General features: G+C 56.0%; 15 protein-coding genes. 1 reads left to right on the forward strand and 14 read right to left on the reverse strand.

The window, feature by feature from the left end; translation table 11 throughout:
• Positions 1-104 precede the first annotated feature (104 nt).
• On the reverse strand, positions 105-1,451 hold the full coding sequence (gene brnQ / locus BM181_RS12960) for a branched-chain amino acid transport system II carrier protein (RefSeq protein WP_075445567.1): 1,347 nt from the start codon (positions 1,449-1,451) through the stop codon (positions 105-107).
• Between the two features lie 382 nt (positions 1,452-1,833).
• Between brnQ and BM181_RS12965 the strand changes: the two genes are divergently transcribed.
• A complete protein-coding gene (locus BM181_RS12965) occupies positions 1,834-2,193 on the forward strand; it encodes a hypothetical protein (protein ID WP_075445596.1) in 360 nt (119 codons plus the stop codon).
• Positions 2,194-2,256: 63 nt separating this feature from the next.
• On the opposite strand, the gene BM181_RS12970 is transcribed toward BM181_RS12965, so the two are convergent.
• The 13 genes from BM181_RS12970 to BM181_RS13030 all read right to left on the reverse strand — a co-directional run bounded on the left by BM181_RS12970 (position 2,257) and on the right by BM181_RS13030 (position 15,471).
• Positions 2,257-2,847: a PAS domain-containing protein gene (locus BM181_RS12970; protein ID WP_075445568.1), complete on the reverse strand. Its 591-nt coding sequence runs from the start codon at positions 2,845-2,847 to the stop codon at positions 2,257-2,259.
• A gap of 39 nt (positions 2,848-2,886) precedes the next feature.
• Complete coding sequence (locus BM181_RS12975; RefSeq protein ID WP_075445569.1) at positions 2,887-4,887, reverse strand: GGDEF and EAL domain-containing protein; 2,001 nt, start codon at positions 4,885-4,887, stop codon at positions 2,887-2,889.
• Between the two features lie 193 nt (positions 4,888-5,080).
• The gene (locus BM181_RS12980; RefSeq protein ID WP_075445570.1) at positions 5,081-5,899 is read right to left on the reverse strand and encodes a G5 and 3D domain-containing protein; all 819 of its coding nucleotides are present in this window, start codon (positions 5,897-5,899) and stop codon (positions 5,081-5,083) included.
• A 193-nt stretch (positions 5,900-6,092) separates the two neighbouring features.
• On the reverse strand, positions 6,093-6,863 hold the full coding sequence (locus tag BM181_RS12985; RefSeq protein ID WP_075445597.1) for a TatD family hydrolase: 771 nt from the start codon (positions 6,861-6,863) through the stop codon (positions 6,093-6,095).
• Positions 6,863-8,800, reverse strand: a complete 1,938-nt coding sequence (metG, locus tag BM181_RS12990) for a methionine--tRNA ligase (RefSeq protein WP_075445571.1) — start codon at positions 8,798-8,800, stop codon at positions 6,863-6,865. Before metG ends, BM181_RS12985 begins: the two co-directional genes overlap by 1 nt.
• Before the next feature lie 71 nt (positions 8,801-8,871).
• On the reverse strand, positions 8,872-9,735 hold the full coding sequence (rsmI, locus tag BM181_RS12995; protein WP_075445572.1) for a 16S rRNA (cytidine(1402)-2'-O)-methyltransferase: 864 nt from the start codon (positions 9,733-9,735) through the stop codon (positions 8,872-8,874).
• On the reverse strand, positions 9,735-10,481 hold the full coding sequence (locus tag BM181_RS13000) for a tRNA1(Val) (adenine(37)-N6)-methyltransferase (protein ID WP_075445573.1): 747 nt from the start codon (positions 10,479-10,481) through the stop codon (positions 9,735-9,737). The genes rsmI and BM181_RS13000 overlap by 1 nt, the downstream gene beginning before the upstream one ends.
• Entirely contained in the window at positions 10,478-11,644 is a 1,167-nt protein-coding gene (locus BM181_RS13005) for a PSP1 domain-containing protein (RefSeq protein WP_075445574.1), read from the reverse strand. Before BM181_RS13005 ends, BM181_RS13000 begins: the two co-directional genes overlap by 4 nt.
• A 19-nt stretch (positions 11,645-11,663) precedes the next feature.
• Positions 11,664-12,671, reverse strand: a complete 1,008-nt coding sequence (holB, locus tag BM181_RS13010; protein WP_075445575.1) for a DNA polymerase III subunit delta' — start codon at positions 12,669-12,671, stop codon at positions 11,664-11,666.
• The gene (locus BM181_RS13015) at positions 12,671-13,126 is read right to left on the reverse strand and encodes a YaaR family protein (protein WP_075445576.1); all 456 of its coding nucleotides are present in this window, start codon (positions 13,124-13,126) and stop codon (positions 12,671-12,673) included. Before BM181_RS13015 ends, holB begins: the two co-directional genes overlap by 1 nt.
• A 133-nt stretch (positions 13,127-13,259) precedes the next feature.
• Positions 13,260-13,598 carry a hypothetical protein gene (locus BM181_RS13020; protein ID WP_075445577.1) on the reverse strand — a complete coding sequence of 113 codons (339 nt, stop codon included), beginning with the start codon at positions 13,596-13,598 and terminating at the stop codon, positions 13,260-13,262.
• A 117-nt stretch (positions 13,599-13,715) separates the two neighbouring features.
• The gene (locus BM181_RS13025; protein ID WP_075445578.1) at positions 13,716-14,519 is read right to left on the reverse strand and encodes an HAD family hydrolase; all 804 of its coding nucleotides are present in this window, start codon (positions 14,517-14,519) and stop codon (positions 13,716-13,718) included.
• Between the two features lie 76 nt (positions 14,520-14,595).
• Complete coding sequence (locus BM181_RS13030) at positions 14,596-15,471, reverse strand: NAD(P)/FAD-dependent oxidoreductase (protein WP_075445579.1); 876 nt, start codon at positions 15,469-15,471, stop codon at positions 14,596-14,598.
• Between the last annotated feature and the right edge of the window lie 83 nt (positions 15,472-15,554).

The raw sequence follows: 15,554 nt of genomic DNA on the forward strand, positions 1-15,554 counted from the left end.
CACCCAAGCTGAGCTGTACCGAGTTTGTTTTAACCACGTACGGACAGATAAACTGCAATATAAAAGGGGCTGTGAAATAAGTCTTCACAGCCCCTTTCTATTCTTTAATTATGAGCTAACGCAACATCCTCTGCTGGTTCTTCCTGAAAAAAAGAATACACCAGTCCGGCAGCTGCACCGACGAGTGCTGGTACTACCCAGCCCATCGTGATCGTGTAGAACGGCAGGTAAGCCGTCAGCAGCTCGTTGAGGCCCGGGATCTGGATGCCAGCAGCATTGAGTCCATCGATGATGGCGAAGACCAGCGTGCAGTTCATCGCCCCGCGGTAGATGCTGCGGCGCCAGCCGATGACGCGGTCAAACAGCGACAGCAGTACGAATACGATGACCAGCGGATAAATGCCAACCAGGAACGGCACCGTCAGAGCGATGATCTGCGTCAGGCCGATGTTCGAAGCGACAAAGCTGAACAGGATGCTGATGAGCAGCAGGCGCTCATAGGAAATCTTGTTCTTGAACAGCTTGTTGAAGAACCAAGCCGTACCCGATGTGATGCCGCAGCAAGTCGTCAAGCAGGCCAGTGCGATGATTACAGCAACCAACAGATTGCCTGCCGGGCCGAAGAATATATCGATGGCTGCCGCAAGCAGCTGGCCGCCATTTTCCGAATGCCCGAGGACACTGGCACTCGTCGCGCCGATATACGCCAACGAACCATAAACCAACGACATCAAAAATACCGTGATGAGACCGGCAATCAGGCAAACCTCACCGATGGCCCGATTCGACGTTACGCCACGCATGCGAATCGCATTGACAACCAACGTACCGATAGCCAGCGAAGCCAAAAGATCCATCGTCTGGTAGCCATCCTGGAATCCCTGGACAAAGGGCGTACCGATGTAAGCGCCCGTCGCATCGAGAATCGAACCAAGCGGCGTTACAAAGGCCTTGGCAAACAGGATAACCAAGAATACCAGCAAAATCGGCGTGAGCATCTTGCCGACACGATCGATGAGCTTGTTCGGGTTCAGCGCCAGATAGTACGAGGCCGCAAAGAAGATGGCCGTGTAGATTGCCTGGCCTACGGCAAGATCATCAGCAGCCAGGAACGGACGGATGCCGATCTCGAAGGAAACTGCGCCCGTACGCGGCATCGCGAACAGCGGGCCGATTGTCAGATACAGGATGACGAGCAGCATCGTAGCCATCCACGGATACGTCATCTTGCGGATGAACTCAATGTATTTGCCCCCCTGCAGGGCAATTGCCGTGATGCCCAAGAGCGGCAGGCCGACGCCCGTCGTCAGAAAGCCCAGCATAGCTGTGAACACATGGTCACCCGCCGCCTGTCCGAGTGCCGGCGGGAAGATCAAGTTGCCAGCGCCAAAGAAAATCGAGAACATCATGAAACCTACGGTCAAGATTTCTCCTTTAGACATTTGATTCATAATATAACACCCTTTTCTTTTGTAAGAAGACCAATTGTCCTTTTACAGTAAACATCGCAAAGCATAAAAAAATCATATCCCAGCCGACCGGACATGACCAAAAGCCCTGCTTTTCTAAAACGATAGCTGTATTATAGCATAAATGTACTTTACAATGCAACACTTTAACTCAATGTCCACTGTAAATGTGTAAACTTACACATTTTTTCTTTTTTGCCCATCCTGTGCTATACTAAAGAAAAAGATTACACGGCTACGAAGGAGGAATACATCCATGGCCGAAGAACAAGTAAGTCCCGCAAACGTCCCGTCATCCGATACAAACGAGCAAGAACTCGATCCCATCATCACTCAGCCGCACGGCATCCAGCAGCAGGTCAAGATGGAAATCGTCCGCATGATCCACAGTGGCGAAAGTCCTTTCGATATCATCTATCATGTCGCCAAGCGTCTCGAAGATGTCTCCGGCGAACCAGGCTATGCCAAATACGTAGAGGAGCAGATCCGTGCAGTCTACGGTCTGGCCCTCGAGCATGTCAAACCGATGAAGGACGAACTGCACGAGGTCGAGGAACGCCTCAAGCGCATCGAGAAATCCTATGAGAATCCCGCCTTCACCGAGGAGGAACACATCCGCATCGGCTTTGCCATCAACCGGCACAAGAAGAACATCGAACGCCTCAAGGTCATGATCCAGAAGGCCGAGGCCGACCATGCCGATATGACCATCGTCAAAAACTGAGACCACAAAAAAGGCTGCAAGAAAGTGCTTATCCGCACACTTTCTTGCAGCCTTTTGGCTTATTCATGATAATTTGTGGAATTCCTGCTCCAAGGCAGCAACTTCCTGTGGATTGATGGCCCGCAGACGCTCCAGCATCTTCTGGAGCTGCTCGCGCTCCTCGGCCAGCGGCGTGACATCCTCCATGACCAGATACAGCAGCGTGCGCAGCTGCTCCACATAGATGATGCTGGCCCGCACGCGTATCCAGAGCAGGCGTCCATCTGCGCAGTAACGGCGCAGCTCGCATTCCTCGACACTTTTCGAGGCCTCAGCCTGTCGGATGGTCTGCCAGAAGCGCTCGCGGTCCCGGTAATCGATGCGGTCGATGGTCGAGCTGTCCGGGCCGTAGACGTTGTCCCGCGAGTCGCCGAACAGCTTGAAATAGCCGTCGTTGGCCCGCAGGATCTCCAGCGTGCCGCCCACGAGCTCGTAGAGACCGATAGCGCCGCCCGCGCCATTGAAGAGCACGGTCAGCTGCGCCGACATCGTCATCATATCCACGGTGTCCTCCGGCCCCAGATGCACCGGCAGCGGCGTTTCGCTGAACCCCTTGCCGACCAGGTCACGATAGACCTCCAGCGGCACCGGCTTCGAGAAGAAGTAGCCCTGCACGCACTCACAGCCGATTGTCCGCAGGAAATCTACCTGCTGCTACTTCTCGACGCCTTCGGCAATGACGGGGATATGCAGCCACTTGGCCATGCGCACGACAGAATTCAGGATATTGCCCCCCCGGCCATTGTCCTCTTTGTCACTGTCTGACAGGAACTGCAGATCGATCTTCAGGATGTCAACAGGCATGTCCTTGAGCATGTTGAGCGAGGAATAGCCGCTGCCGAAGTCGTCCATGAGAATCGGGAAGCCCTTGCGCTGCAATTCCTTGGTGATCTCGATAATCTGCTGCGGGTTCTCCACATAGGCGCTCTCGGTGAGCTCCAGCTCCAGCAGCCGCGGCGGGATATCGTATTTGGCGATGAGCTGCTCGAATACCTGCACGATGTTGGGACTGTAGAAGTCGATGCGGGACACGTTGACGGAAATCGGCAATACCGGCCGCCCCGCATCCATATCCTCGCGCAGGATCTGGCAGGCCCTCTCCCAGACGTATTTGTCGAGCTGATAGATGAAACCATTCTTCTCAAAGATAGGGATGAATCGCGAAGGCGAGATGAAGCCCAGCTGTGGATGCAGCCAGCGCACCAGCGCCTCGCCGCCCACGATTTTCTCACTCATGAGTTCGTATTTCGGCTGGATGTAGACGAGGAACTCGCCGCGCAGCAGCGAACTCTGCATGTTGTTGACGATGACCTGTTCGTTGACGATATTGTCGCGCATGTCTTCGCCGTATTCGCCGCAGGCCACCACGCCGTTATGGGCCGCCTTGGCCAGGCCCATGGAAGCCCGGTCGATCATCGTCGTCACCGACAGCGCCATATCACGAATCGTATAGACACCGAAGTAGAACTCGATGCGATAATCCAGCGCAAACGTCTCGGCCAGCATCTGCAGCGAGCTTATCATATGATTGCGCATATCGTCATGCGTGGGATAGCAGAGCAGGAAGTTATCGGCATAGAGGCGCCCATAGACACAGGGCTCCAGCTTGATGCTCTTGAGGAAATGCGCGATATAGCGCAGCAGCTTGTCCCCTGTCTCCTCGCCGAACAGATCGTTGATGACCTTGAAGCGCGCGATGTTGAAGCGCATGATCTCGAACTCGGTATCGGGATTATCGGCCAGCACCTCAGCGGTGCGGCGGCAGAAGGCCTTCTTATTGTAGAGATTGGTTAGCCGGTCATGACGCAGGTTGTATAGGAAGGAAGCATGCGTCTGCTTGAGTGGCGACAGGTTCGTGATCACGGCATTGAAGGTGCCGATGCCCGATTTCGGATCAAGCACATAGCGGCCGCACTCGATGCACCAGATATAGCTGTCATCAGCCCGGCGCAGGCGGAACTCGACCTGGTAGCTGTCCGACTTCAGCAGCTGGCGCTTGATCTCCTCACGGCTGGGCACCAAGTCATGCGGGTGCACGAGCCGCTCCAGCAGGATATCCTGCCCGGCAAACTGCTGGCCGAAAGCTGGGCCGGACTTGTAGCCGAGCATGCGCCACAGCTCTTCGCTATAATAGTCGACAGGCAGCTCCTGATCGGGCCGGTACTGGACATAGGCGCAGTTAACATACGAAGCCACCATGTCCATGACCTCATCCATCGAGCCATCCGCCAGCTCGCCGCGATTGAGGATACGCGAGCTCACGGCCTGATAGAGCAGCTCATGGCGCATGTCGTGCTGGAAATGCAAGCCGCAGATCTTGCGGCCAGCAGCGGTATCGCGGAACATCACGAGCACCTGATGCATGTTGCGCATGCGATTCGTCGTGGAGAACACGAGATTGGCCCGCACGGCCCAGCCCTGGTCCGTAGCCTTTTCCATGCCTTTCAGCTTGGTGACCCGGCAGGATTTCAGCTCGTAATACATCTGGCGCAAGCATTGCGCGGCCCTATCTTTCCCAGTCGCATAGCTATCCGAATGAATACCGAACGCGATCACATCCTCCGAAAACATATTCTCCAGCTCCGCAATGTCTCCGTATTCGTAGTAATCACGCAACAGTTTTTTCGTCAAGGCAACTATCTTGCTTTGCTCCATCAACACTCGTCCTTTCGCGGATTTTACCAGCTGCATACCGCTTCCATTCGCGTATGCTATTAATTACCATTAATTATAGCATAATTATTATACATTTGTGAACGAATGTTGCATAAAGCACAAAATAATTCTGCCCATAAGAAAAGCCCTCCCGTTTCCGGAAAGGCTTCCCTTGCTGACATATTGTTTTTTCTCAGTCTAATACATAGACTTCGACGTAGCGGCGGCCAAAGTTCATGGCCTCGCCATACGACTCCATGCAGAGGTCGATGCGCTCGCCGCGGATTGCTCCGCCCGTGTCGGCGGCAATGGCTACGCCATAGCCGGGGATGTACACACGCGATCCCAGAGGAATCACATTCGGGTCAACAGCTACGACGCCGCGGGCTGCCGCGATGCCAGTCGCCGTTATGCCGCTGCCGCCGCCATCGCTGGGCAGATAGGCAGTAGCCTCCATCGTATAGACATTGCGATAGGCACGCTGGCCCATCTCCGTCTGTACCTTCGGCTTCATTTGTTCTTCACGCTGCCGAGCCAGTGCCTGAAGTTTAGCGGCACTGTCTTTTACCACTATATCCAAGTTTTCCTGAATTTTCGTATCCAGTCCTGGAGCCGCTTCCACGTCTTCCAGATTGTAGCCCAATTCGATCAGGGCGTCGCCTACGGTCTGCTTGCTGGTCATAACTTCCTTTTTCTGACCATTGTACGAGACAGTTACCGGGACCGCACGGTAAACCGTTATTTTCGTGTTCTTATCGTCGATCTTTTCCAAACGGAATTCATCGTTGGCGCTGAGTTTCACGCCAGCCCGGATAAGGATGTAGTCCGGGCTCGTATGGGTCGTATTCAGGGTAATCGTACGTCCATCCACGAGGACAGACACTTGATGCATTGCCGACGGGACCGTGTTGCGTGTGAAACCCGTCGTCATCATCATGAGTACTGCGAGCATCAGGCACAGCATCAATTTTTTTTCTTTGCTATTGAATGTCACAAGTTTGGTTAAACTCATTAAAAGCCCCCTTCAAATGCTTGTGAAGAACTTTATGAAGTATACCATGTGAGTCATGACCCTGTCAAACCCACATGTCTCATTCTCCCACTTTAGGCTGAAAACCAGCTGAAAAATGGGACAAGAAAAGTGGTGGGCGCCACTTTTGTGACTTTGTCCACCACTTTTTGCTAAAAACTATGATTTACAAGGGTTACAGGCCGTATAGTTCCTCCGCGTTGCGTGAGGTCTGTTCTGCCACCAAATCCACGGAAATCCCCTTGATTTCGGCGACTTTCTCGGCCACATAGCGCACGAAGGCCGGTTCATTCTGCTTGCCACGCATCGGCACAGGGGCCAGATATGGGGCATCCGTCTCCACCAAGAGCCGTTCCAGCGGAAATCTCTGTACGATTTCCGGCAGTTTCGCCGCATTCTTGAAGGTCAGCGGCCCATCGACCCCGATATACCAGCCCAGCTTCAGCAGTTCCTGTGCCATCTCCCAGCTGCCCGAAAAGCAGTGCATGACACCGCGCAGGCCACGGCCCTCCCGCTTGAGGATAGCCAGCGTATCGCCATGGGCATCACGGTCATGGATGCAGACCGGCAGATGCAGCTGGCGGGCCAGGTCGAGCTGACGGATGAAGATCTGCTGCTGCAGCTGACGCTTTTCCGGGTCTTTTTCCCAGTAATAGTCAAGTCCGATTTCGCCGATAGCCACGACCCGCGGCTGCTCGGTCCAAGCCGCCAGCATATCGTCATCCTTCCCCGTCATCGGGAAAGCCTCCTCGGGATGGATGCCTACACCGGCATAGACGCCCTCATAGGAGGCTGCGAGCTCGACGGCCTTGGCCGACGAGGCCAGCGTATCGCCCATGTTGATCAGACGCGTGACGCCGTTTGCGCGGGCGCGCTCGATGACCTCCTGCTCGTGACCGGCAAATTTCACATCATTGAGATGCGTATGCGTATCGACAAGCTCCATCATTTGACGACAGCTCCGACCGGCATGTCGACCGAGACAACCTTGAGATCATCGCCCTGCGAAGCCGCAAGCACCATGCCATGGGAAACGACGCCGCGGATCTTGGCCGGCTTGAGGTTCGCCACCATGACGACATTCTTGCCGATGAGTTCCGACGGCTCGTAGTGGTTGGCGATGCCCGATACGAGCTCACGCTGCTCGCTGCCGAGGTCCACCTTGAGTTTGAGCAGCTTATCCGTCTCAGGGATCTTCTCAGCTGCGAGAACCTTCGCGACACGCAGCTGCAGTTTGCTGAACTCATCGAAGGTTACCTCACCGCTGTCATCCTTCTTGTCGGCTTTCTTCTCTTTTTTCTGCTTGTTAGCCTTAGGCTGCTTAGCCGGCTGTTCTTCCTTTTCCACCTCGATGCGCGGGAAGAGCTGCTCCGGCGTACCAACCTTGAGGTCAGCCGGTGTACCGCCCCAAGCGCGGATATCGTCAAGCTGCACCTCGGCAAAAGCCTGCGGCAGGTTGAGCTGCTGCCAGATGCGCTCAGCCGTGATTGGCATGAACGGCGCGATCAGCACGCTGATATGGCGCAGCGACTCGACGAGGTTGTACATGACATTCGCGAGCTCCTGCTTCTTCTCTGGCTCTTTGGCCAGTGCCCACGGTGCCGTCTCATCGATATACTTGTTGGCACGGCTGATGAAGGCCCAGACCTTCTTGATGGTCAGCGACAACTCCATCTTCTGCATGTTCTCATCGAAGAACTGCACCGTCTCAGCGGCATCCGCCTTGAGCGATGCATCGATCTCACTCTCACCCTGCGGTGCGAGCACGATGCCATCCTGGAACTTGCCGATCATGTTGAGGGTGCGATGCAGCAGGTTGCCGAGGTCGTTGGCCAGATCGCTGTTGATGCGCTGGATCAAGGCATCGCGCGAGAAGTTGCCATCCTGGCCGAGGTTGATTTCCCGCAGCAGGAAGTAGCGGATCGCATCAGCACCGAACTCATCGATGAGGGCAATCGGATCAACTACATTGCCCTTGGACTTCGACATCTTGTCGCCATCGACAATCAGCCAGCCATGGCCATAGACTTTCTTCGGCAGCGGCAGATCGAGTGCCATGAGGATGCAGGGCCAGATGATCGTATGGAAGCGCACGATCTCCTTGCCGACCAGGTGCAGGTTGGCCGGCCAGTATTTGTTGAATTTCTCCGGGTCATCCAGGAAGCCGATCGGCGTCAGATAGTTCGTCAGTGCATCGAACCAGACATAGATGACATGCTTCTTATCGATGGGGACCGGGATGCCCCAATCAAAGGACGTGCGCGAAATGCAGAGATCCTCGAGTCCCTGTTTGATGAAGTTGATCATCTCATTGCGGCGCGATGCCGGCTGGATGAACTCTGGATTCTCTTCGATATAAGCAAGTATCCTATCCTGATAGTTGCTCATCTTGAAGAAATAGGCTTCCTCAGCCACTTCCTGCACCGGACGATGGCAATCCGGGCAGCAGCCATTCTCATCGAGCTGATGCTCCGTCCAATAACTCTCACACGGAGTGCAGTAAAGCCCCTTATAGGAACCTTTATAGATATCCCCCTTGGCATAGATGCGGCGGAAGATTTCCTGGACCACTTTCTCATGACGTTTCTGGGTCGTGCGGATGAAATCATCATTGCTGATGTTCAGACGCTGCCAGAGATTCTGGAAACCGGCAACAATCTTATCCGTGTACTCGATCGGCGTCACGCCCTCAGCCTCAGCCTTTTCCTGGATCTTCTGGCCGTGCTCGTCCGAGCCCGTCAGGAAAAATACATCCTCCCCCGCCAGACGATGGAAGCGGGCAATCGAGTCTGCAATCGTCGTGCAGTATGCATGGCCGATATGCAGCTTGGCACTCGGATAATAGATTGGCGTCGTGATGTAAAACGTTTTTTTCTCTGTCATGGAAAATGATCCTCCTTATAATAAACCCGCTAATGATTCGGGTCTCAATCTAACTTTTTCATTATAGCGCATTATTCCTGCTCTGTCAGCATGGCCTGGTAGACATCACGGCGGCTGATGCCAAGTTTCTTCGCCGTCTCGCGCATGGCCGACTTCTTGTCAAGGCCCCCTACCATCAGCTGCTTGCAGAGCTCGGCAGGTTCCAGCGGTACTTCCCCGGCCTCAGCCTGCTCCAGCTCTTCACCAGCCCCCTCGACGACGATGACATACTCGCCGCGCGGATCGTTCTGCTCATAGTACGTCAAGAGCTCCGCCAGCGTACCGCGGCGAAACTCCTCGAATTTCTTCGTGAGTTCGCGGCCCAGCACCGCCCGGCGGTCGCCAAGACCTGCCAGCAGCTGCTTCATGGTTGCCTTCAGATGATGCGGAGCCTCGTAGAAGATCAACGAACCTTCATAGCCCTTGATGCGGGCCAGCGTTTCCTGCTGCTTCTTGGCCGTCTTGGGCAGGAACCCGACAAACGTGAACAAGGTCGTGTCGAGCCCCGAGCAGATCAAGGCGGACAAGCCCGCATTGCAGCCCGGCAGCGGCGAGACGCGGATGCCCGCAGCGATCGCCAGCTCCGCCAGATGGCTGCCAGGATCGCAGATGCCTGGCAGTCCCGCATCACTGACACAGATGAGATCATGTCCCTGCTGGATGTATCCGATGAGCTCCGGCCCCTTCATGGCTTTATTGTGCTCATGATAGCTGGTGAGCTTCGTATGGATATCAAAATGCGTGAGCAGCTGGCGCGTATGCCGCGTATCTTCCGCCGCGATCAGTTCCACCTCACCCAGCATGCGCACTGCGCGATAAGTCATATCCTCCAGGTTGCCGATGGGCGTCGCGCAAAGATAAAGCGTCCCGGCACCATTTGCTGATTCTGTTGTCATCACTCTTCCTCCATGCCATAGATCCGCAAGATCTCCGGTGTATAACTGCCATCTTCCTCATGTACGATAAGCGGCGGCAGGACCTTGAGCCCGCCGGGCGCCGCGCCGACGACAGCCTCGATGAGCATCATGTTCGGGGCCTTGCCGTCCTTCGGCTGCACCATCTGCAAACGTTTCGGCGCCAGCTGATGCTCATGCAGGCACACGATGATCTCCCCGAGCCGCTCAGGCAGGTGCACCATCGCAAAATGGCCGCCGAACCGCAACGCATAGCGGGCCGCACGCACGACATCCGCCAGGGTTGCCGTGAACTCATGGCGTGCCCTGGCAACGCCTGACATCTTATTTACCTGTCCCTGCGCTACGGGCCGATACGGAGGATTGGCTACCACCACATCAAAAGATTCGGGCGCGTAAAGCTCCCGAATCCCACGGTAGTCACCCTCACGGACGAAAATCTTGTCTTCCAGCTCATTCATCCAGACATTGCGGGCCGCGACATCGGCCATGACCGGATTGAGCTCCACGGCATCGACCCGGGCCACCTCATCGGCAATGATCAGGGGGATGACCCCCGTGCCCGTGCCGAGCTCCAACACTTTCTGCCGGCTTTTCCACGATAAAAAGTGGGCGAGCAGCACCGCATCCAGCGAAAAGCAGAATTCCTGCGTGTTCTGGATGATGTGCCGCCCGCTCTTCATCAAATCGTCCAGCCGTTCATTTTCCTTCAGGCTGACGTCTCTCATTCTTTGTTTTCCTTGCCTCCGCCGTTGTTGCCATTCTTCTCGCGGTTGCCGCGCGGACGGCGGTCGCGCCGTGAACGGTTGCTGCCGCCCTCACGGCCCTTCTCATGGTCGCCACGGGGACGGCGGCGGCTGTGGGAACCACCATTGCGCGATTCCTTGTCCCGCTCGCGGTTTTCCCGCCGATCACGCGCATGGCCATCCGGCTTGCGGTCACCACGCGGCCGGCGGCTGCGCTCGCGGCGCGAACGCTCCTGTCGCGGCTCGGCCTCGGCCGCCATGCCGGCAAGGACCTCATCGACAGCCGGCTCGGCAGGGATGGCACTAGCCAGCGTCCCTGCATCGTCCTCATCCTTCTCGATGACATCTTCCCAAGAAGCCACAATCGTCCGGCTGTTATCGAGCAGGATGGTCGCCGTCCGGCGCTGCTGGTTCAGCGAGATGACCTTGCCCTCACCCTCGACCGACACGACACGGCTGCCCTGGGCCGGGGCCATGACTTTTTTCTGCTTCTTGTGGCAGTTCTCGCAATAGCAGTCATTCTCGTATTTGAGGCAGCACATCAGGCGGCCGCAGATACCCGAGATCTTCGTCGGGTTCAGCGACAGGTTCTGCTCCTTGGCCATGCGGATCGATACGGGCTCGAAGTCGCCGAGGAACGACGCACAGCAGAGCGGCCGCCCGCAGCAGCCAATACCGCCCATGAGCTTGGCCTCATCACGCACGCCGATCTGCCGGAGCTCGATGCGCGTGCGGAACACCGCCGCAAGATCCTTGACCAGATTGCGGAAATCGATGCGGCCATCTGCCGTGAAATAGAAGATGATCTTGTTCATGTCAAAGGTGTACTCGACCTCGACGAGCTTCATCGGCAGCTTGTGCTCCTGGATCTTCTTCTCACAGATGGCAAAGGCCTCTACCTGGCGCTTCTTGTTCTCCTCGATGCGCTGGAGATCGGATGCATTGGCGATGCGATGGACGATCTTCAGCGGCTGGGTAATCTCCTGATCCTCCACCTCACGCGGTCCCAGGACCGTCAGTCCGCACTCCATGCCGCGTGCCGTTTCGACAATGACATGCTGCCCCTGCTCGATCTCGAGATTCCCCGGGCCAAAATAATATATCTTTCCCGCCTTCTTGAAGCGGACCCCTATGATTGTCTGCACTGTTTTCCTCCTAATATATCTATGTCAAATCGCGTATACGCAATAAGAATCCTTCCATCTGCAGCGGCAGGTTCACATTGGCCTGCAGCCGTCGCTGCAAGTCCCGCACCAGCGCGAGCAGCGCAAAGATGCGGGGCTCCGTGAAACGCGGCAGGAGTCCCGCCAGCCGCTGCCGGCTGTCCTGGTGGTAAAGCAGCGGGCTTGCACCATCCTCATAGAGCACCAGCATATCCCGCAGCATCATGTTGAGATACAGGAACCACTCCGCCAGCTTCTCCCGCTCCCAAGCCCCTTTGGTCTTGGCCTGCTGCCAGACCTGTTCCAGGCCCATATCATCAAGCTGCTCAAGGAACGCCAGCGCATCATCACGCAGCTCCAGGCCGCCGTTCTCATACAGCGTCACAGCCCGGCCCAGGCTGCCATCAGCCAAAGCCGCCAGCTCCGCAGCCGCAGCCTCGGGTATGCCCCTGCCCTTGAGCGCTTGCGCCATCTCCTCAGACGGCAGCATGCCAAAAGCCATCGGCATGCACCGCGAAACGATGGTGTCGAGCAGCGAGCTGCGCGCGCTCGTGACCAGCAGGAACGTAACCTGTCCTGCCGGCTCCTCCAACGTCTTCAGGAGGCTGTTGGCTGCCGCCTCGTTCATGCGCTCGGCCTCGTCGATGAGCACGACCCGGCCTGCTGACAGCGTCGGATAACGCGAGGCTTCCGTCTGCATCTCGCGAATCTGCTCGATGCGGATGACCTTAGCCGCCTTGCCGCGGCTCTCTGGCAAGACCTCATAGTAATCGGGATGGCTTTCGAGCCACATCGCCTGACACGACGCACAGTGACCGCAGGCTGCGCCCTTTCCCGTATGTTCGCCGCAAAGTATGGCCGCTGCCAAGGCCCGGCCTACCATCTTCTTGCCGATGCCATCTGGCCCTGCCAGAAGCAGTGCATGCGGCAAGCGTCCCTCGGCCAGCATCGTCTGCAATTGCTGCTTCTGTTCCGCGTGGCCGATGATCTTATCCCAACTGATTTCCATTACATGTAGATATCCACGAGCATCCCGCGGATGGCATCATGGCTTGCAATGATATCCAGCTGGTTCGCCTGCCCCAGCCGGATCTTCTCCGCCATCTCCTCGAGTTTCTTGTCGATCTTGCGCACCGTCGTATAGACCTTCTGGCGGCCCATGCGGTCCCAGCCAGCCTGTGTATGGAGTTCATACATATGGTTGACAGCCTCGCCGACAAAATTCTTGATTAGCGTGCGGTATGACTTGAGCTCATCATAGGTCGGCGTCCGCGAGAGCCGCGCCCCCTGCTCATCGATCTGCTTGAGCAGCTTGTCGAGCTGCTCCGTCGTCACCGACTCCTCCTGGCTGCGGAGCTCCGCACCGAAATCGGCATCCGCATCGCGGACGCGCTCTTCTTCCGTGCTGCGGCTCACGGAAATCGACGGCCCCTGCGCCGTCATATTATCGATTTTCATTGGCATAATCTGTCACCTGCTTTGCTCTTGGATTGCGGCCATATTTATCTATCTTTGATTATACCGTTTCCACTGGCAATATGCAATAAAAAGACCGCCCGGCCTTTCTGCCGGACGGCCTCTGCCGCCTATCGCTTATTTACTTTTTATGACGGCTATGCGACTCATAATCTTCTTTGATCTGCTTCATCTGATGATCATGACGCTCCTGCTCCTCTTTGAGCTTCTTTTCATGCTCTTTATCATCAATCATGCCCTTGCGATGCTCATAACGGATGGAGCGGACATTCTGGCGATGTGTCGTCTCCTCCTCATGGATGCGATGGCTGTATTTATTTGACGTGCCATCGGCATACTCTTCCTGCTGCGCATCATTATGATGTGCCTCGGAAACACTCGACAGGGAAACACTGGCAACGCCAAAGCTCATCATGCCAGCCAATGCGATTGCCGTGACTTTTTTCATGCTTGCTTTCATAACTTCAGACTCCTTTGTCTCAAATCTTTATCTTCACAGTTGCTAGTATAGAAGCTGCAAATTGGAAGAACCTTAAAACGACGACCTCTTTTACATTATATTTCCATTAATATTTTCTTAGCAAAGACCCTGATCGATAAGCTGCTCGATCTGCCAAAGTACACCGTTTTCGGCATTGCTCTTCGTCGTGAAGCGAGCGATTTCCTTGATATCGGGATAAGCATTATCCATCGCATAGCTGTAATAGACCGACTCCAGCATTTCCTTGTCGTTCATATAGTCGCCAAATGCCGCACATTCCTCGAAGCCGATGCCCAGGCGATCCTGCACCTTGCGCACGGCCATGCCCTTGTTTGCCCCCTTATTGGTGATATCCACCCAGTAAGCGCTTGCGAGCACGACCTGCATGTTTGCCTGCTCCTGCGCAAACAGCGGGAAGATCTTCGTATCCGCATCGGCACCGGCCGTGAAGAATGAGACCTTGATGGGATCGTCATCGACAGCTGCGAAATCATCGACCAGCTCGAGCTCCCGGAAATATTTCTGCAATTCATCGAAGTATTTCTCCGGATGCTTGCCCTTGAGCATATAGGCCTTCTTCTTGCCGCAGAACACATTGTAGATGCCATCGATTTCATTGACGCTATCGATAAGGCGCAGCGCGTTCTGGCGCTCGATGACATCGGAAAAGATCTCCTGGCCATGCTGGCGCACCATCGTGCCATTATCGCTGATGAACAGGAATTTATCCGCGTACTCGGGGAAACTCTCTACCAGCGACTGATACTGGCGGCCGCTGGCCGGCGCAAACATCACGCCGCGCTCATGCAGCTGTGCCATCACATCATCAAAGCCTGCCGGCATATTCCCTGCTTCATCCAGCAGCGTACCGTCCATATCCGATAAAATCAGTTTAATCATCGTGCACCTCTTAATCTCTGCTTAGACTATCATTCGTAACCACTATTCGATTCTATCACAATCAGGTATTTTCCGTCTATTGTTTTTCGCGCAGGAACTTCACAGCCGCCAGGCCCGCCTCTGCGCCCTCATAGACAGCCTTGGCTACCTGCAGGAGACCGCCCGTGCAGTCGCCAGCCGCAAAGATGCCCGGCACATTCGTCGCCATATGCGCATCGGTCTTGATGTTATTGCCCGCCAGCATGATGCCAAGCTTGCGTGCCAGCTCCGTGCTGCCGGCCGTCCCCAAGGCCAGGAATACACCATCCGTATCCAGCGCACTGCCATCAGCAAACCGCACACGCGCCACGCGCGTTTCCCCTTCTATCGCCGCCAAGGCGCCTGTCTGCACCTCGATGTCCGCCGGAACAGCCACGGCTGGTTCTGCCCCATTGGTCAGCAGGACAACCCGGGCCGCATGGGGCAGCAGCGCCTGCGCCTCATGCAGCGCATACTCGCCGGCACCGATGACCGCCACCGCCTTACCGCGATAGAAGAAGGCATCACAGACTGCGCAATAACTGACCCCCTTGCCTTCAAACGCGGCAATGCCCGGCAATTTCAAGCTGCTGCGCGCCGCACCGGCAGCTAGGATGACACTGTCAGCCGCCAGCTTCGCCTTACGGCCCTCCACAAGGAATCCTGTGAACGAATCATCAAAGGCCAGCGACAGTACCTCATCCTCGGTAAATTCCACCCCGAGCTTTCGGGCGCCAGCGATTCCCCGGCGCAGCAGCTCTGCACCGGACACCGGCTCTTCCAGCCCGTAGTAATTCTCGATGAGATGCGCCTTGGCGAGCGCCCCGGTCTGCTCCCCGCGGGAGACCACTGTGACCTCCGCACCTCCCCGCCGTGCGTAAAGTGCCGCCGACACGCCGGCCGGCCCTGAACCAATCACCACAACTCTTGCCATGAACAGCACTCCTTCCCCCTGCTTGGTTATCAGTTTGCCCCATTATAGCACAAAGGTGACAGGCTTTCTGTAAGCCTGTCACC

This window comes from Pseudoselenomonas ruminantium, from assembly GCF_900113715.1.
Classification (GTDB): domain Bacteria; phylum Bacillota; class Negativicutes; order Selenomonadales; family Selenomonadaceae; genus Selenomonas_A; species Selenomonas_A caprae.